Annotated in this window: 17 protein-coding genes; 8 read left to right on the forward strand and 9 right to left on the reverse strand. The window is 64.4% G+C overall.

Annotation, left to right across the window (positions count from 1 at the left end; genetic code table 11):
- The first annotated feature begins 27 nt into the window (after positions 1-27).
- Complete coding sequence (locus AC1DS6_RS28800; protein WP_477103651.1) at positions 28-1,602, forward strand: methyl-accepting chemotaxis protein; 1,575 nt, start codon at positions 28-30, stop codon at positions 1,600-1,602.
- A 45-nt stretch (positions 1,603-1,647) separates the two neighbouring features.
- Here the strand turns inward: AC1DS6_RS28800 and AC1DS6_RS28805 are convergent, their stop codons facing one another.
- Positions 1,648-1,899 (reverse strand): Crp/Fnr family transcriptional regulator, encoded by a 252-nt coding sequence (locus tag AC1DS6_RS28805; RefSeq protein ID WP_477103652.1) that lies wholly within the window; start codon positions 1,897-1,899, stop codon positions 1,648-1,650.
- A gap of 32 nt (positions 1,900-1,931) precedes the next feature.
- Positions 1,932-2,351, reverse strand: a complete 420-nt coding sequence (locus tag AC1DS6_RS28810; RefSeq protein WP_477103653.1) for a Crp/Fnr family transcriptional regulator — start codon at positions 2,349-2,351, stop codon at positions 1,932-1,934.
- Positions 2,352-2,539: 188 nt separating this feature from the next.
- On the opposite strand from AC1DS6_RS28810, the gene AC1DS6_RS28815 reads away from it, so the two are divergent.
- Positions 2,540-3,259, forward strand: coding sequence for a Coq4 family protein (locus AC1DS6_RS28815; RefSeq protein ID WP_477103654.1), 720 nt, complete (start codon positions 2,540-2,542; stop codon positions 3,257-3,259).
- Positions 3,260-3,308: 49 nt separating this feature from the next.
- On the opposite strand, the gene AC1DS6_RS28820 is transcribed toward AC1DS6_RS28815, so the two are convergent.
- The gene (locus AC1DS6_RS28820; RefSeq protein WP_441625983.1) at positions 3,309-4,730 is read right to left on the reverse strand and encodes an aminotransferase-like domain-containing protein; all 1,422 of its coding nucleotides are present in this window, start codon (positions 4,728-4,730) and stop codon (positions 3,309-3,311) included.
- 382 nt (positions 4,731-5,112) lie between these two features.
- On the opposite strand from AC1DS6_RS28820, the gene AC1DS6_RS28825 reads away from it, so the two are divergent.
- The 6 genes from AC1DS6_RS28825 (at position 5,113) to AC1DS6_RS28850 (ending at position 10,189) form a co-directional block, all read left to right on the forward strand.
- Positions 5,113-6,468 (forward strand): amino acid permease, encoded by a 1,356-nt coding sequence (locus AC1DS6_RS28825; protein WP_441626078.1) that lies wholly within the window; start codon positions 5,113-5,115, stop codon positions 6,466-6,468.
- Positions 6,468-7,700, forward strand: a complete 1,233-nt coding sequence (locus tag AC1DS6_RS28830; RefSeq protein WP_477103655.1) for an NAD(P)/FAD-dependent oxidoreductase — start codon at positions 6,468-6,470, stop codon at positions 7,698-7,700. Before AC1DS6_RS28825 ends, AC1DS6_RS28830 begins: the two co-directional genes overlap by 1 nt.
- Before the next feature lie 78 nt (positions 7,701-7,778).
- Complete coding sequence (locus AC1DS6_RS28835) at positions 7,779-8,933, forward strand: branched-chain amino acid ABC transporter substrate-binding protein (protein WP_477103656.1); 1,155 nt, start codon at positions 7,779-7,781, stop codon at positions 8,931-8,933.
- 70 nt (positions 8,934-9,003) lie between these two features.
- Positions 9,004-9,186, forward strand: a complete 183-nt coding sequence (locus AC1DS6_RS28840; RefSeq protein ID WP_477103657.1) for a hypothetical protein — start codon at positions 9,004-9,006, stop codon at positions 9,184-9,186.
- Positions 9,173-9,568, forward strand: a complete 396-nt coding sequence (locus AC1DS6_RS28845; protein ID WP_045236895.1) for a nuclear transport factor 2 family protein — start codon at positions 9,173-9,175, stop codon at positions 9,566-9,568. Before AC1DS6_RS28840 ends, AC1DS6_RS28845 begins: the two co-directional genes overlap by 14 nt.
- 66 nt (positions 9,569-9,634) lie before the next feature.
- Complete coding sequence (locus AC1DS6_RS28850; RefSeq protein WP_477103658.1) at positions 9,635-10,189, forward strand: hypothetical protein; 555 nt, start codon at positions 9,635-9,637, stop codon at positions 10,187-10,189.
- An 84-nt stretch (positions 10,190-10,273) separates the two neighbouring features.
- Here the strand turns inward: AC1DS6_RS28850 and AC1DS6_RS28855 are convergent, their stop codons facing one another.
- The 6 genes from AC1DS6_RS28855 to AC1DS6_RS28880 form a co-directional block, all read right to left on the reverse strand.
- Complete coding sequence (locus AC1DS6_RS28855) at positions 10,274-10,537, reverse strand: hypothetical protein (protein ID WP_441625991.1); 264 nt, start codon at positions 10,535-10,537, stop codon at positions 10,274-10,276.
- A gap of 95 nt (positions 10,538-10,632) precedes the next feature.
- Entirely contained in the window at positions 10,633-12,195 is a 1,563-nt protein-coding gene (locus AC1DS6_RS28860) for a DHA2 family efflux MFS transporter permease subunit (RefSeq protein ID WP_477103659.1), read from the reverse strand.
- 119 nt (positions 12,196-12,314) lie between these two features.
- A complete protein-coding gene (locus AC1DS6_RS28865; RefSeq protein ID WP_477103660.1) occupies positions 12,315-13,598 on the reverse strand; it encodes an EmrA/EmrK family multidrug efflux transporter periplasmic adaptor subunit in 1,284 nt (427 codons plus the stop codon).
- A 51-nt stretch (positions 13,599-13,649) separates the two neighbouring features.
- Entirely contained in the window at positions 13,650-15,122 is a 1,473-nt protein-coding gene (locus tag AC1DS6_RS28870) for an efflux transporter outer membrane subunit (RefSeq protein WP_441625997.1), read from the reverse strand.
- A 37-nt stretch (positions 15,123-15,159) separates the two neighbouring features.
- On the reverse strand, positions 15,160-15,597 hold the full coding sequence (locus AC1DS6_RS28875; RefSeq protein ID WP_477103661.1) for a MarR family winged helix-turn-helix transcriptional regulator: 438 nt from the start codon (positions 15,595-15,597) through the stop codon (positions 15,160-15,162).
- Positions 15,598-15,860: 263 nt separating this feature from the next.
- Positions 15,861-16,091, reverse strand: a complete 231-nt coding sequence (locus tag AC1DS6_RS28880; protein WP_441626000.1) for a hypothetical protein — start codon at positions 16,089-16,091, stop codon at positions 15,861-15,863.
- Positions 16,092-16,148: the final 57 nt, after the last annotated feature.

The following is a 16,148-nucleotide window of genomic DNA, read 5'->3' on the forward strand; positions in this document are numbered from 1 at the left end:
AAACGGGATACTTGTCGGGGAAACGGAATGCGCGGGAATTTTCCAGTCAAAAATGAAGAGTACGTGCTGCCGGATGGTGAGGTCATCATTACGCGCACGGATATTTTCAGCCGCATTACCTATGCTAACGAAGCGTTTGTCAGGAGCAGCGGATTCTCCAGGGCTGAAATCATCGGCGAGCCGCAGAACATCGTCCGCCATCCGGACATGCCGGCGAAGGCGTTCGAGGATATGTGGGCAACGCTGCAGGATGACCGTCCGTGGACAGGGGTCGTCAAGAACCGGCGCAGGGACGGCGGGTTCTATTGGGTGGTCGCAAATGTCACGCCCGTCTTCAAATCGGGGCAGAAGGTCGGCTATATGTCAGTGCGGACCAAGCCTTCCAGGGAGCAGGTGGCAACCGCAACCGAGCTCTACCGGCGGATTCGGGAGGGGGAGGACAAGCGTTTCCGGTTGCATCATGGTGAAGTCAAGCGCGTAGGAATCGCTGGCCTCTCGAGCCGGATTCTGGGACTGCCTGTCGGCATCCGCCTCTGGGCCGTCATGCTTGTGCTCGTAGGCATTTTGTTGGCACAAGCCATCGGCGTCAGCCTCCTGAAAGCGGAGGCTGGCATCTTCGTGGAAGGGATATGGATGCTCACCGCATCCGGCGTGGTGATTGGCCTCGGGGCGGCGTTCTATCTTTCGCGGCAGGTGCTGGAGCCACTCAAGAGGCTGAATGAGACGGCCTTTGCCGTTTCTTCGGGGCAGGTACAGGCCCGGTTCCCGGAGCGCGGCGACGTTCAGGCAAAGATGCTGGGACGCGTATTGAACCAGATGAACGCCAAGCTGGTAGGCGTCTTGCTGGACGCGAGGGTGGCCGTCGATACCATCCGGGTGGCGGCGGCAAACCAGGAGCGCGGCAATGCGGATCTCTCCCGGCGCAATGAGGAAACGGCGAGTTCAATCGAAGAAACGACAGGAAGCCTGTCCCAGATCACTGAAACGGCGCGGCGGAACGCATTGGGCGCGGAACACGTCAACGAGGCGGCACAGGCGGCTTCCAGCGCGGCGATGTCTGCGGCAAGCGATGTTCGCAAGCTGGCGAACCTCATGGGCGACCTGGACCGTCAGTCCAGGAAGATCGCTGAAATCACGTCGATGATTGACGGCATTGCGTTTCAAACGAACATTCTTGCGCTGAACGCCGCCGTCGAAGCCGCCAGGGCTGGCGAAAGCGGCAGGAGTTTCTCTGTCGTGGCTACCGAGGTTCGAGGCTTGTCGACCAGGACGGCAAGCGCAGCCAAGGAGATCAAGCTCCTGATCGACGATTCAAATCAAGCCATATCCCAGGCCGGGGCAGTGGCCGTATGCGCAGGCGGGGCGATGGCGGGCGTCGAAGAGAAGGTGAGGGCGCTGATGGACTCCGTGTCGGTCATCGCCAGCGCCAGCAGGGAGCAGAGCCAGGAGATCGGGCATATTGATCTGGCGGTAGGGCAAGTGGCGCAGCTGACGCAACGAAATGCGGGTCTCGTCGAGCAGGCCGCGGAGTCAGCATCCAGGTTGGGTCAGCAGGCGCAGCATCTGGAGGACTGCGTCAATGTATTCATGCTGACCGAATGAGCTGCCGCGCAGGGATCGGGCGCTCAGTGTTCCAGGCCCGGGACATTAGCCCGCATTCGCAAACGCCCGCAACTGCTCGATATCCAGGATCTCGATCGCGCCTCGCGTGCGGTGCAACACGCCCCGCAGTTCGAGATCCTTGAGGATCTGGTTCACCGTCTGCCGGGAGACGGAGAGCATCAGCCCGAGTTCCTCCTGCTGCACGTGGATGACCCGCTTGCTGCGGCCATGCCGCTCGCCGTAGCCGCCGGCTATGGCCAGGAGCCGGTGGGCCAGCCTGACCGGCGCCGGCAGCAATGCCGACGCTTCGATGGCGTTTAGCGTCAGTCTCAGCTTTTGCGTGAGCAGGAGCCGAACGCTCTCCAGTGCGACGGGTTTTGCGCAAGAAAGTGAAGCAGATCCGACTGGGGTGTGTGCAGCAGCAACGCATCGCTTTGCACCCAAGCATCGTGGGTGCGCGGCAAGCCGTCGAACAGGGAAATTTCCCCGAACCATTGCGGCGCCTCGGCAAAGGCAAGCAGCGCCTCCTTGCCCTGCTCGGAGGTTCTTGTCATCCGGACCGCGCCATCCACCACGAAGTAGAGGCCGTCCGGCGCATCGCCGCGGCGGAACAGGGGCTCGCCGGCGGCCAGGGCCCTGACCCGTGAATGCTCGGCGATCCACCCTTGAAGCCCGGCAGTCAGGCCTGCAAACCAGGCACTGGATTTCAGGGCGGCCAGGCGGTCGTCGATGGTAAATGGCTTTGACACAGCGACATTCTTGGCTTTATGTCAGGAAGACGACATTGTATTCGGCCATTCCCGGCAAAGATCCTCACTTGTCGTGACGACCCCTAGATGAAAACCCTCGTAAACGAGGGCGCAAGCATGAAAACCGCAACGTCAGCGGCTGGCGGCGTCGCGGTCCCGGCAATGACGTCATCAACAGGAACGAGGCAATGGCCACCCAGACCGCCCCCGATCTCTACAAGCGTGATTTACCCGCCGCATTTCGGGCGATCCGCAAGCTGCTCGCGAACGGCGACGATACGACGCAGGTGTTCCTCATCATGCGCGCGCTCAACGGGCCCGCCGCGGCGAAGAATTTCGACCGGCTCATGAAGACGCCGCAGGGGCGCAAGCAGGCCTATCGGCGCGTCGAGCTGGCGGAGCGGTTCTCCGATCCGGCGTTTATCGCGAGCTTCGCGCCGGGCACGCTCGGCGCTGCCTACCGCGCGTTTCTCGAGGAAACGGGATACAGCGCCGCCGGCCTCGCCGAAGTCTCGAACATCAACCGGGAGCCGCTCATCGAGAGTCCCTACGCCTGGAGCGCCAGGCGAACCCGCGACGTTCACGACATCTGGCATGCGCTGACCGGCTACAAGGCCGACGAGAACCTGGGCGAGGCGGCGCTGGTGGCGTTCAGCTACGCGCAGACCGGCGGCCTTGGCTGGGCGTTCATTGCGGCAGCCGCCGCGCTGAAGAGCCTGCGCAAGACTGGCACCACCGCCTATGCGCGTGCCGTGATCGAGGGGTATCGCAACGGCCGCAAGGCAAAGTGGCTGCTCGGCGAGGATTATGAGGCGCTCTTGCACGAGCCGCTCGACGCGGCGCGCGCACGGCTCGGCATCGCCGAGCCCATTGCGTACCTGGATTGTCCCGAGAAGCAATGGGCCTGACCGGGCCGGTGGGACCGGCCAAGGGCCGCGCCATGCCGGGCGGCCAGCCTCAGATGGTTCCGAACAGCGCGCGCGGCCGGTCGCGCAGCGTCTGCGCGACGATCCGCAATGCGCTCACCAACTGATCGCGCGAGGCGGCGCAGGCGAGGTTGATCCGCACGCCGTGCTCGCTGGTTGAGCGGTCCACAGCGAATGCCGAGGCCGGCATGGTGTTGACGCCGCGCGCCAGCGCATTCGCCGCGAAGTCGTCCGAGCGCCACGGCGCCGGCACGCGCAGCCAGACGAACATGCAGGCCGGATCGCTCTTCAGATGCGCCTTGGGCAACAGTTCGCGCGCAAGCTCCTGCCGCACCGCGAGCTCCGCGCGCTGGGCATCGAGAATGCACTGCGCCGTGCCGTCCTCGATCCAGCGCGTGGCGATCAGCGTCGATAGCGGCGCGGGCATCCACGCCGTGGTACGCACCGCTTCGGCCGCCAGCGCGGCGCCGTTGGGCGGCGTCAGCACATAGCCCACCCGCAGTCCCGGCGCGAGGACCTTCGATGTCGACGTGACATGGAAGGTCAGCTCCGGACACAGGCTGGCAATCGTGGGCAGGCGCGTGCGCAACAGCGGGCCGTAGACATCGTCCTCGATGATGGCGATGTGGTGCCGGCGCGCAATGTCGACCAGCGCCGCGCGCCGCGCCAGGCTCATCGTCACTACCGTTGGGTTCTGCAGGTTGGGCACGGTGAAGATGGCCTTGACGCGCAGGCGCCGGCACGCATCCTCGAGTTGCTCGGGCAACAGGCCTTCGTCGTCGCTGGGAATGCCGACGAGTTCAAACTGGAACACCGGTGCGAGCGCCTTCAGCCCGTAGTAGGTGAGCTGGTCGGAGAGGATCACGCCGTCGTGGCCCATCAGGCTGCTCAGCACCGCGTAGAGACCATGCTGCGCGCCACTGGTAACGACCACGTTCTCCGGCGCGGGCGTGAAACCCGGCGCCGCCATCCATCGCGCGCCGGCGGCGCGCGCCCAGTCCGGTCCCTGCGGCGGCTGGTACTCCTGCGTTTCCGGATAGCGCGGATCGCGCGGGACGGCGCCCATCGTCCGCGCAAGCTGCGCCAGGAACTCGCCCGTTGCCGGCCGGTTGACCGTGAGGTCGATGACGGTATTCGACGCTTCGCCGGTCGCGCTGCGCGCCGGCCTGGCCTGGACGGACGGCATCGCACCCCCGGTGACGATGGACCCGCGCCGCTTGCTGGCCACGATCAGACCGCGGGCCTGCAATTCCTTGTAGGCCCGCGATACGGTCGAGACATTGATGCCCAGCTCCACGGCCAGGTCGCGCTGGGCGGGCAGCCGGCTGCCAGTGGGGTAGACGCCGCTGCGCACCTTCTCTTCCAGCGCACGCGAGACTTCCAGGTATGGCGCCTGACGTACTTTTGTCTGGAGATCGTCGCCGTCGTTTGTGTGGTGTGTCTCAGTATTCATCCCGTTTTGATCTCCATACAAATACTCTTTGGCTTGCGGTCGCGCCGCGCGGAGAGTCAGATCCACTCGCTAGCCACATATTAACCTGTCGCGTCGCTATCCGGCCATGGCGGCAGGCTTTCCACGCAACAATTCCACTGGGCTCAGGGAAAATACCGACGTCCACACAAAGACAAACAAATTGCACTCAAAAAAGTTTTGTGTGACGATGTTTGTGTCGTTTGTATGCCCTCAGTCCGGCAGCACGACCCGAACTGTATTACAGGAGGAGACACCCGTGGCAGATCAAGCATTATCGCGACCGGCACGCCCGACGCCGGCCCCATCCAACCCCCCGGCCCCGGCCGACCTTGGCAAGTCCCTGCGGCAGCGGCATGTGACGATGATTTCGCTCGGCGGCATCATCGGCGCGGGGCTGTTCGTCGGCAGCAGCGCCACGATCAGCGCGATGGGGCCGGCGGCATGCCTGAGCTACCTGCTGGCCGGCATCGTCGTGCTGTTCGTCATGCGGATGCTTGGCGAAATGGCGCTCGCCAACCCCGGCATCGGTTCGTTCACCGAATACACGCGCCTCGGGCTGGGCAACTGGGCCGGCTTCACCAATGGCTGGCTGTACTGGTATTTCTGGGTCATCGTGGTCGCCGTGGAGGCGGTGGCCGGCGCCGCCATCCTGCAGCGCTGGATACCCGCGCCGGTGTGGGCGATCGGCCTCGTGCTGCTGTCGGTGATGACCGTCATCAACCTGATGTCGGTGAAGTCATATGGCGAGTTCGAGTACTGGTTCGCATCGATCAAGGTAGCGGCGATCATCGTGTTTATCGCGATCGGCGCGGGCTATCTGCTTGGCTTTTCGTCGTGGCACGAAACGGCCGCGCACCTGACCGGCGACCGCGGCTTCCTGCCCTTCGGCGCCATGTCGATCTTTGCCGGGGTGCCGACCGTGATCTTCGCCGTGGGTGGCGCGGAAATCGCAACCATTGCCGCCGCCGAATCCGACGACCCCGGCAAGAGCGTTGCGGCGATGACGCGCTCCGTGATCCTGCGCGTGATCACGTTCTACGTTGGCTCGATGTTCGTCATTGCCTGCATCGTGCCGTGGGCGCAGATCAAGGTCGGCTATTCGCCCTTCGTCGCCGCGCTGGAAACGATGCACGTGCCCGGCGCCGCGGACATCATGAACGCGATCGTGCTGGTCGCCGTGCTGTCGGCGCTGAATTCCGGGCTGTATGTGTCGTCGCGCATCCTGTTCCGCCTGGCCGAGCGCGGCGATGCGCCGGGCCGCCTGCTGAAGCTTTCGGCGCACAAGGTACCGCGCCTGGGCGTGCTGCTGAGCAGCATGGTCGGCTATGTTGCCATCGTCGCGGCCATTGTCTCGCCGCAAGGCGTGTTCCTCTATCTCGTCAATGCGTCGGGTGCGATCATGCTCTTCGTCTACCTGGCGATCGCGGTCTCGCAGATACGCCTGCGCAGGCGCATCGAGGCCGCCGCGCCCCAGCGCCTGACGCTCAAGATGTGGCTGTTCCCGTGGTTGTCGTACGCTGTGGTAGCGGCCATCGCCGGCGTGCTGCTGGCGATGGCCGCCGATGCGGAGCTGCGGCCGCAACTGCTGGCCAGCGTCGCGAGTCTTGCGGTTGCGCTGGCGGCCTACTGGCTGTGTGCGAAGCGCCGCACCGACGACGCGACGGCAACCGGCTACCGTTCGGCCATCGGTGTGCCCATACTGCAAGGGAGAAAGTAATGGCGAAAGTCGCCATCATCGGCGCCGGCTTCATCGGGCTTGCCAGCGCCGCCTGGCTGATGCGCGACGGGCACGGCGTGACCCTGTTCGACCCGTCCGGTGTGGGGCAAGGCGCGTCGTACGGCAACGCGGGCACGTTCGCGCACTATGGGTGCATTCCCGTGAACAACCCATCCGTGTTCCGGGACCTGCCGCGCTTCCTGCTGTCGAGCCAGAGCCCGCTCCGGCTGCGCTGGGGCTACCTGCCGCAGCTCGCGCCCTGGCTCGGCCGCTTCATGATGAGTTCGCTGCCGCGCCGCTATGAGGCCAGCGCCGGCGCCCTGGCCGCTTTGCTGAGTCATGCGCAGGACGGATATGCGCCGCTGCTGGCCGATCCCGGCCTTGCGCAATTCGTGCGGGCGCGGGAATGCCTGTACCTCTACTCCAGTGCATCGTCGTTTGACGGGGCACGGCCCGCGCTGGATCTGCGGCGCAAACTTGGCGTGAAATTCGACGTTGTCGGCGCGGGAGATATCCAACAGCTCGAACCCGCGCTTGCGCCGATCTTCGAGCGCGGCGTTCTCTTCAGCGACAGCTGGCACTTCTCCGATCCGCATGCCTTCCTGCTGGCGCTCCACGCGCAATTGGCCGCGCGCGGATTGAAACTCGAACATGCCGGGGTAAGCGCCGTGCAACCCACGGCGGGCGGCGTGACGGTGGTTGCCGAAGGCATGGCGCAGCGTGGCTACGATCATGTGGTGATCGCCACCGGCGCGCGTTCGGCGAAGTTCGCAAAGCAGTGCGGCGACAGGGTGCCGCTCGATACGGAGCGCGGCTATCACGTGCGCTATGCCGGCGCGGCGCAACTGATCTCGCGGCCGGTCGGCTGGGCCGAACGCGGCTTCTACATGACACCGATGCGCGACGGTATCCGGGTGGCGGGCACGGTCGAACTGGGCGGATTCAGCGACACGCGTAGTCGCTCGCTGCTGGACCTGCTGACATTTTCCTCGCGGCGCGCCTTGCCCGCGCTCAGGGAGCCGGACAGCAGCTGGCTGGGCTTTCGCCCGACGCTGCCCGATGGCGTGCCGGTGCTGGGGCATTCACGCGCCAGCGACCGCGTGATCTACGCATTCGGCCACCAGCACCTGGGCCTGACGCTGGCGGGCATCAGCGGCCGCGTGGTCGCGGACCTGGTCGCGCGGCGCAGCCCCGTGCTCGATCTTGCGCCGTATGCGGCAACCCGTTTCTAGCCATACGACTCCGACATGTCGCGCATCGGCCGGTCGCTTATCCCCAGGCGCGACACCATATCTCGCAAGGAGCGCATCATGAATCGCCGCCATTGTCTGTTGAGCCTGGCAGTTTGCGCACTGTCCGCGCAAGCGCCGCTGACCCGGGCCGCCGAGCCCAAGGTCGTGAAAATCGGTTTTGTCGCGCCGCTGACCGGCTCGGTCGCGCGGGTCGGCAAGGATCTGCAGTATGGCGCGCAACTGGCGCTCGACGAGGAGAACGCCAGGAGCCCGACGGTCGGCGGCGCGCCGGTCAAGTTCGTGCTGGATGTGCAGGACGACCAGGCGGACCCGCGCGTGGCCATGCAGGTTGCGCAGAAACTGGACGACGACGGCGTCGTCGGTGTGATCGGCCACTACAACTCGGGATGCAGCATCCCCGCATCGGCGGTGTATCACCAGGCCAGTATCGCCATGATCACGCCCGGCTCGACCAATCCGCAACTGACCAAGCAAGGCTTCAGGAATGTGTTCCGCACGATGGGGCATGACGGCGTGGGCGGCGTCGTTGCCGGGCGTTTCGTGGTCGAACAGGTCAAGGCCCGGCGGATCGGCATCATCGATGACAGCACGGCCTTCGGACAAGGCCTCGCGGATGCCTTCGAGAAGGGCGTGAAGGAAGCCAAGGGCAGCATCGTCCGCCGCGAGTTCACCAGCGACAAGGCCGTCGATTTCCGCCCGATCCTGACCACGCTCAAGGGCCGGAATGTCGACGTGATCTTCTTCGGCGGCCTGGACGCGCAAGGCGCGATGGTGGTCAAGCAGATGCGCTCGCTGGGCATGCAGGCGCAATTGTTCGGCGCCGGCGCGCTCAAGAGCAATGCCTTCCTGCAGATCGCCGGCACGGCCGGCGAGGGCACGCAGGACCTGGAGCCCGGACCCGCGCTGGACAAGCTGCCCGCGGCGCAGGAGTTCGGCAAGCGCTACAAGGCGCGCTTCAACCAGGATGTCGAACTGTACGCGCCGTTTGCCTACGACGCGGCGCTCGCGATGATCAAGGCGATCCACGATGCCAACTCGCTCGACCGGAAGAAGATCGTCGACAGCCTGGCGAAGGTGACTGTGACTGGCGTCACCGGCAAGATCGCATTCGATCCCTACGGTGACCTGATCAAGCCGCCCTATACGCTGTTCGAAGTCCGGCAGGGGCAGTGGAAGAGCGTCAGGACGCTGGGCGGCGAAGGCGGGAACTGACCGCGCCTGGTCCCGGACCGGCGGCGGGGAAGAGAGTCCCGATAGCGTCAAGGTGGGATGGAGCGGGCAAATGCCTTTATTTGACGGTCCGTTTCCCACGCTTGCTGCCAAGAGCCGCCAGCCAATAAAAGAGGCACCATCGCCGTTGTTTTTGTATGCAAAACTAGAATACAATAAGCGCGCTGTGAAGAGCGCGGCGCGGGCATCGGCCCAAGCTGATCATGGGTTCGGAGGACAATATGACATTTTGTGAAGCAGGCCTGACGTCACCACATGTACCGGCTCTCGAGCCGATCGAGAACTACCTGAAAGCCCATATCACGGGCAAGGCCGAATATATGCGCCTGGCTTTCCATCCGGACGCGAGGATTGTCTCGTTTCGCGATGGCGTGCTGCACTCCCTGAGCGTCGATGAATTCTCCGCTCGCTTTCAGGGCCAACCCGCACCTGATGAAGCTCAGCGCAAACGCTTCATCACGCATTTCGACGTCGTCGGCAATGCCGGCAGCGCCAAGGTTGTACTGCAATATCCGGAAGTGACATTCACGGACTACATGACGCTGCTGGAGATCGACGGCGTGTGGAAGATTTCCAACAAGACGTTCAGCGCAGCGCCGCAAGAAAAAACCAGATAAGCGGCGGCGGGTGCGGCTTGTGACCTTCCGCAGGCAGAACCCGGATGCTAGCTGGTCCACCGACGCGTGCATCCGAGCCTGGTCGCCGGGGCACCGGCTGCACCGCACCGGCGAACTCGAACCGGCGCGGCGCGGGAAGTCGCCGATAAACGGTATATACTGTTTATTCCGTTTTTCATTCAAATCTGCCGTGAACTCACCGATCATCAAGCCGCCCACGAAAAGGCATTTCATTTTCCGAAGAGCGCGGACGTGGCCACTAGTGCCGCATCCGCAACCAAGGGCAAAGCGCCGCGGGGCTTGGATAGCAAGAAGTCAGTGACGAGGGCCGACAAGAGCAAGGCACCAAAGGTGGAAGCTCGCGCCGGCTCGGCCGTGCCGAAAAAGGCGCCGGGTGCCAAGAAGGAAAAGGTGCTGCGTGACAGCTTCACGATGCCAAAGTCCGACTACGCAAGAATCGATGAACTCAAGCAGCGATGCCTCGATGCGGGTGTGCACATCAAGAAGAGCGAGCTTCTGCGAGCAGGCTTGCTGCTTCTTGCCGCGACGTCGCCAAAGCAATTGCTGGCTGCGGTCTCGAAAGTCGAAGCCGTCAAGACCGGGCGTCCACCGAAGGCCTAGGCGCTTGTAGCGTGCCTGCGCGGCTCGCCGCGGTTGGCTGGCCTCGCATGTGTCCTGGCGTCGAAAGACGCGCAAGTCCTGGCGTTAAGGGCTTTCATTGACGGCCGCGACGAGCGGGGAGGAGCGCGAGTAGCGCAGGACGCCGCCCACATGTCCCAGTCCCATTCCGATGGCGTACAACGAGCACGCCAGTGTCATCAGCAGCAGGGCGCCGACCATCGAAGCGGTCATCGTTTGCGTTGCCATCACCAACAGGAAGGACGCGCTGCGCCAGCTAGCGGCGGCAAGGCGGTACGACGCACGGCCGATTCGCTTGCCGGCGGCAATGCGGAAAGTGCGTTGCATCATCGATGGCTCCGGCTTATCAGTGGATGGTCCTTGCTGGGAGGCAATCCGTCCTTGCGACGCGCAAAGTCAGATTGACCTCATGCGAAACGGACGCTTCAGTGCGCGGCCGCGGCGGCCTCCGATACCTGGCCCTTGACCGGCTTGGTTAGCCAGATCAGCGGCACGATCATGATGAAGATCACACCCGAGATCCAGAAGATGTCGTTCAGGCCCAGCATGATGGCTTGCGTGTTCAGGCTGCGCTCGAAATACGCGACGGCCTGGCCCGGCGTGAAGCCCAGTGTCGACTGGATCGACTGGAGGGCGGCACCGTACAGCGGGTTGTTCGGACTGGCTTGCTCGGCCAGTTGGGCGTGGTGCAGCACGGCGCGGTTGTTCCAGCCGGTCGTGGCCAGCGACGTACCTACCGCCCCGCAGAAGACGCGGGCGAAGTTGGACAGGCCGGCGGCGGCGGGAATCTTCTCTGGCGGCTGGCCCGAGAGGATGATCGCGGTCAGCGGGACGAAGAAGAGCGCGGTCGGAATGCCTTGCAGCAGGGTGGGCAGCACCAGGGTGAAGGTATCCACGCCGGTGGTGTAGTGGGAACGCATGAAGAAGACAGCCGCGAAGCCGACGAAGGAGAGCGTGGCGAGCACGCGCAATTCCGCCTTGGGCATCAGCTTGCCCAGCACCGGCGTGAGCAGCACGGCGAAGATCCCCAGCGGTGCGGTCGCCAGGCCGGCGTTGACGGCCGGGTAGGCCAGGTACTGTTGCATCCATTGCGGCAACACGACCAGGTTGGCAAAGAAGACCGCGAAGGCAACCGAGATGGCGACGGTGCCGGCCAGGAAGTTGCGGCCCTTGAACAGGCGCAGGTCGATGATCGGATTCTCTTCGGTCAACTCCCAGATCACGAAGAAGAGGAAACTGAGCAGCGCCACCACGGCCAGGATGATGATGACCGGGGAGTTGAACCAGTCCAGGTCCTTGCCTTTGTCGAGCATGATCTGCAACGAGGCGACCCAGGTAATCAGCGAGGTCAGGCCCACCAGGTCGATCGGCAGCTTGCGGGCCGGCGTCTCGCGGTCGCGGTAGACGGCCCACGTAACGGCCGCGGCAAACAGGCCGACCGGCACGTTGATGTAGAAGATCCAGGACCACGAGTAGCTGTCGGTCATCCAGCCGCCCAGCGCGGGGCCGGCGATCGGGCCCACGGTGGCGGTCATGGCCCACAGCGCCAGCGCCATGGCGCTCTTCTCCTTGGGATACGAGCCCAGCAGGATGGATTGCGACAACGGGATCAGAGGTCCTGCCACCGCGCCTTGCAGGATCCGCGCGGCGAGCAGCACGGTCAGGTTGGGGGCAATGCCACACAGCCAGGACGACAGCACGAACAGGAGGATCGCGGTGACGAACAGGCGGATCTGACCCACACGCTGGGTCAGCCAACCCGTCAACGGAATCGCGACGGCGTTGGCCGCGGCGAACAATGTGATCACCCAGGTGCCTTCGTCGATCGACACACCGAGGTTGCCGGAGATGGTCGGGATCGCGACGTTGGCGATCGACGAGTCCAGCACGTTCATAAAGGTGGCCAGGGCCACGGCGAAGCTTCCCAGCACGAGCTTGCCGCCGGTGAGCGGGGCGGGTGCGGTCTGGGTCTGGGCTGGGGATTGCATGGGGGCGTTCCGAAAGAGATTCGCTCTGGGGCAGCCGCCGCACGATCTGCGGCGGCGGTCCGGCTAGTAATCTGATATGTCAGATAAATGGACGAGAGAGGGCTGGTGCATTGCGGTGCTCAGGCCCCGGCCGCTTGCATGAGCGGCTGAGGCTTCGCGCCTTGCGCCGTACGCTGCGCCGGCAGCTTCGCCACGTCCGTGCCGGACTTGCCGTTGCTGTTCTGTGCAATGATCCGCGTGATCTCGCGGTCGGCCTCTTCGCCATAGCGCTGGAACACATCGGTGCGATAGGTCGTGCGATATGGCGTTTCGCCGCCGGTGGCGAGCTGCGAGCCGGTGGCCGTGTGCGTTGCCACGTCGACCTGCATCGACAGGCCGATCTGCAGCGGGTGCGCGCGCAGTTCCGCCGGATCGAGCAGGATACGCACGGGCAAGCGCTGCACGACCTTGATCCAGTTGCCGGTGGCGTTCTGCGCGGGCAGCGCGGAGAAGGCGCTGCCGGTGCCGGCCGAGAAGCCCACCACCTTGCCGTGGTAGGTCACGCTGCCGCCGTACAGGTCGGCATGCAGTTCGACCGGCTGGCCCATGCGGATGTGCTTGAGCTGGACTTCCTTGAAATTGGCGTCCACCCAAACGCCGTCGAGCGGCACGATGGCCATTAGCGGCGTGCCGGGGGCAACGCGTTGGCCTACCTGCACCGAACGCCGCGCCACGTATCCCGTGACCGGGGCGGGAAGCGTGTTGCGGGCATTGGCCAGATACGCGTCACGCACCTTGGCCGCGGAGGCGAGCACGCTGGGGTGGTCGGCAACGGACGCCTGGTCCGTCAACGCATGGTTCGAGGCCAGTTGCTGACGAGCGCTATCAAGCGCGGCTTCGGCGGCCTTGACCGCATCGCGGGCGTGCGCCACGTCTTCGGCGGCTACGGCGCCGGCTTCGCCCACCTCGGTACGGCGGCGCAGGTCGTCCCTGGCGCGGGCGAGGTCCGCCTGGCGTTGCCGCACCGTGGCGTCGAGCACGTTGTTGTTGACATAAAGGGCGCTGACCTGGCGTACGGTCTGGCCCAGCGCGGCCTCGGCGCTGGCGAGCGCAACCCTGGCATCGGCGGCGTCGAGGGATACCACCGGCTCGCCGGCCTTCACGATCTGCGTATCGTCGGCATTGACCGCGATCACCGTGCCGATGACTTGCGGCGTGAGCTGGACCAGGTTGCCGTTGACATAGGCGTCATCGGTTTCCTCGTGAAAGCGCGCCACGCTGTAGTAGTAGGCGCCGTAGCCGGCCACGGCGAGCGCGCTGGCCAGGCCGAGCAAGGCAAGCAGCCGCTTGCGGGTGTTTTGCGTGGAGGACTTGGCGGGTTGGGCTTCGGCGGTAGCCTGGTCGGTCTTGGTCGTTTCGTTCATGGTGTCACCTGTTCGTTTTCGCGTTCGTGTTTGTTTTCGTTGAGAGCGGAGTTAGCGGGACTGTGCCGCCTGTCTGGTTGAGTCAGAGGCATCCGTGTAGCCGCCACCCAGCGCCGCGGCGAGGGCAATCTGCCGGTCGCGGCGATTCATGCGCAGGTTGGCTACCGCCTGGCTGCTGGAGAGTGCATTGGTCTGCGCGTTCAGAACGGTGAGCTGGTTGGTCAGGCCTGCCTTGTACTGCGCCAGAGCCAGGGTCAGCGCGCGCTGCGCGGCGGTGTCGCTGCGCAGCGCGCTGTCGATCTGCGTGTCGAAGGCGCGAATATCGGAGAGCTGGGTCGCAACATCGGTCAGGGCGTTCACCAGGGTCTCGTTGTAGTTCGCGACGGCAAAGTCGAAATCGGCGTAGCGGCCCTTGAGCTGCGCGCGCAGCGCGCCGCCATCGAAGATCGGCAGGTGAATCGCGGGACCGGCCGAGGCCGTGCGGCTGGCAGCGCGCAGGAAGCGGCCCCAGCCAAAGGCGTCGAGGCCGATCGCGGCGGACAGGTTGATGTCCGGATAGAACTCCGCCTTGGCCACCTTGATGTCATGCAGGGTGGCATCGACGCGCCAGCGAGCGGCGACGATGTCGGGACGGCGCGAGACCAGATCGGCCGGCAGGTTGTCGGGTAGGCGGACTTCGTCGCCGGTGGCCAGGGCAGGGCGGCTGATCGCCAGGCCACGGTCCGGACCCTGGCCGAGCAGCGCGCCCAGTTGGTAGCGCGTGCGCTGGATATTGCCGTCGAGCGAGGAGAGCGCGACTTCGCTGGCGGCCAGGTTGGCTTCGGCGGTGCGCTTCTCGACCTCGGTCTCCAGTCCCATGGTCACGCGCCCGTTGGTCACGCGCAGCACGCCACGGCGCTGCTTCACTTCGTCCTGCGCAATGTCGTGCAGCGCGTAGAGGCGGGCCAGTTCGTTGTAGGCCCGGGCAATCGCGCTGCTTAGCGTCAGCTTCACCTGTTCCGCCTCGGCCTCGCTGGCGTGCACCGCGGATACGGCGGACTTCAGGGCTTCGCGGTTCTTGCCCCACAGATCGAGTTCATAAGAGGCGTTGATGACAGCCTTGTTCTCCGACTGCCAGGACCCGGCGAACGGGGGCGGCACGAGCGTGCTTTCCGAGAAACGTTGCCGCGTCCAGGAATAGCCGGCGCCTACCTGCGGCAGCGTATTGGCATTGGCTCCCTCGCTGAGCGCCGTGGCGGCCGCCACGCGAGCCCGGGCCTTTTCCAGCGACGGGCTGCCTTGCAGCGCTTCGCCGATCAGCGTCATGAGCTGGGCATCGCCGAACTGGTCGGTCCAGTCCGCCGAAGGCCAGCGGCCTTGCTCGGCGGGTATGCTCTGCGTGGTGGCGTAGGCAGTGGCTTCGGCGATGTGCTTGTCGCTGTGGATGCCGGCATAGTTGGCGCAGCCGGCCAGGACCGCCGCCATCAACACCGAGAGCGCGGGGCCGGCAAAGCGGCGTGTCGAGGAGGTAATCTGATTGTACATTATCTGACCTGTCAGTTAAATAAGCAAAAAAAAGCGATCAAATATTCGCAAATTTGGCAAGGAGCCGGCGAAATTCAGTGAATTCCTCCGGGCTGAACATCTTCAGTCGGGCATTGAGCACCTTCGGCGCCACTTCCGGAATGCGCTCTGCGACGGCCATGCCCTTCTCCGTCAGCGTCAGGTTGACCATCCTGCGATCGTCGACGCTACGGCTGCGCGCCAGCAGGCCCTTGCTTTCCAGTTTGTCCAGCATGCGGGTCATCAGGCCGCTGTCGATGCAGAGCAGCTTGCTTATCTCGAACGGCGTGTGGGCCTCGCCACGCGTCAGGAGGAGCAGAATCCCCATATGCTGGGCAGTGATGTCCAGGTCTCTCAGAGCCGCATCCATTTCGATCAGGAGGCCGTCGCGGGCACGGTTGAGAAAGAACCCTACGCTCTGCATGAGCTGATAGTTCTCCTTCGAGTAATGATCCACGGTGAGACCTCATCGATGTTATTGACGAAACAGTAGTTGATAAGTCAGATATATGCAAGATGGATTTTTGGCCTGCAGCGCTGCGCGACGGTTGAGCTCGTCCAAGCCGCCGATTTGTATGGTGAGCTTTCAGCAGCATGAAGCCCGGAACCTCATCGCGCGGGAGAAGAGGCCGTGGGATAAGCAAAAAGGGAACTAGTCTACGGCCCGGGTTGCATTTGCGTCATGGCGTCGACGCGGCCTGCCGTCGCCGGAATATCTGCCTATCCGCGCTTTGCCGAATCCTCGAACCTGGCGAATACGCGAGCCTGGACCGCGTCCATGACTGCGAGGACCTGCTCATCGGCGGGCGCGCTTGCTGTCACGCCGGTCGCCTTTTTCGGCTTTGAGCCCACTGGATAGAAGACAAACACCGTATCGAACCGGCCTGCCGATTCCTTCTTCAGGCGTCGGTTGAGCGCCTTCAGGTACTGCTTCTTGATGGTCTTGGACATAGGTTCCGGGGCTCTCAGTGCTGCTGTAAATGGGGGCTCGAATTTCAACTGGCGTAG

Source organism: Cupriavidus sp. 05L310 (assembly GCF_056398185.1).

Coding starts and splice junctions, on each gene's coding strand:
- AC1DS6_RS28815 (WP_477103654.1), top strand. CDS start 2,540: ATGGCCACCCAGACCGCCCCCGATCTCTACAAGCGTGATTTACCCGCC.
- AC1DS6_RS28825 (WP_441626078.1), top strand. CDS start 5,113: ATGATTTCGCTCGGCGGCATCATCGGCGCGGGGCTGTTCGTCGGCAGC.
- AC1DS6_RS28835 (WP_477103656.1), top strand. CDS start 7,779: ATGAATCGCCGCCATTGTCTGTTGAGCCTGGCAGTTTGCGCACTGTCC.
- AC1DS6_RS28880 (WP_441626000.1), bottom strand. CDS start 16,091: ATGTCCAAGACCATCAAGAAGCAGTACCTGAAGGCGCTCAACCGACGC.
- AC1DS6_RS28840 (WP_477103657.1), top strand. CDS start 9,004: ATGCCTTTATTTGACGGTCCGTTTCCCACGCTTGCTGCCAAGAGCCGC.
- AC1DS6_RS28870 (WP_441625997.1), bottom strand. CDS start 15,122: ATGTACAATCAGATTACCTCCTCGACACGCCGCTTTGCCGGCCCCGCG.
- AC1DS6_RS28860 (WP_477103659.1), bottom strand. CDS start 12,195: ATGCAATCCCCAGCCCAGACCCAGACCGCACCCGCCCCGCTCACCGGC.
- AC1DS6_RS28820 (WP_441625983.1), bottom strand. CDS start 4,730: ATGAATACTGAGACACACCACACAAACGACGGCGACGATCTCCAGACA.
- AC1DS6_RS28845 (WP_045236895.1), top strand. CDS start 9,173: ATGACATTTTGTGAAGCAGGCCTGACGTCACCACATGTACCGGCTCTC.
- AC1DS6_RS28865 (WP_477103660.1), bottom strand. CDS start 13,598: ATGAACGAAACGACCAAGACCGACCAGGCTACCGCCGAAGCCCAACCC.
- AC1DS6_RS28830 (WP_477103655.1), top strand. CDS start 6,468: ATGGCGAAAGTCGCCATCATCGGCGCCGGCTTCATCGGGCTTGCCAGC.
- AC1DS6_RS28855 (WP_441625991.1), bottom strand. CDS start 10,537: ATGATGCAACGCACTTTCCGCATTGCCGCCGGCAAGCGAATCGGCCGT.
- AC1DS6_RS28800 (WP_477103651.1), top strand. CDS start 28: ATGCGCGGGAATTTTCCAGTCAAAAATGAAGAGTACGTGCTGCCGGAT.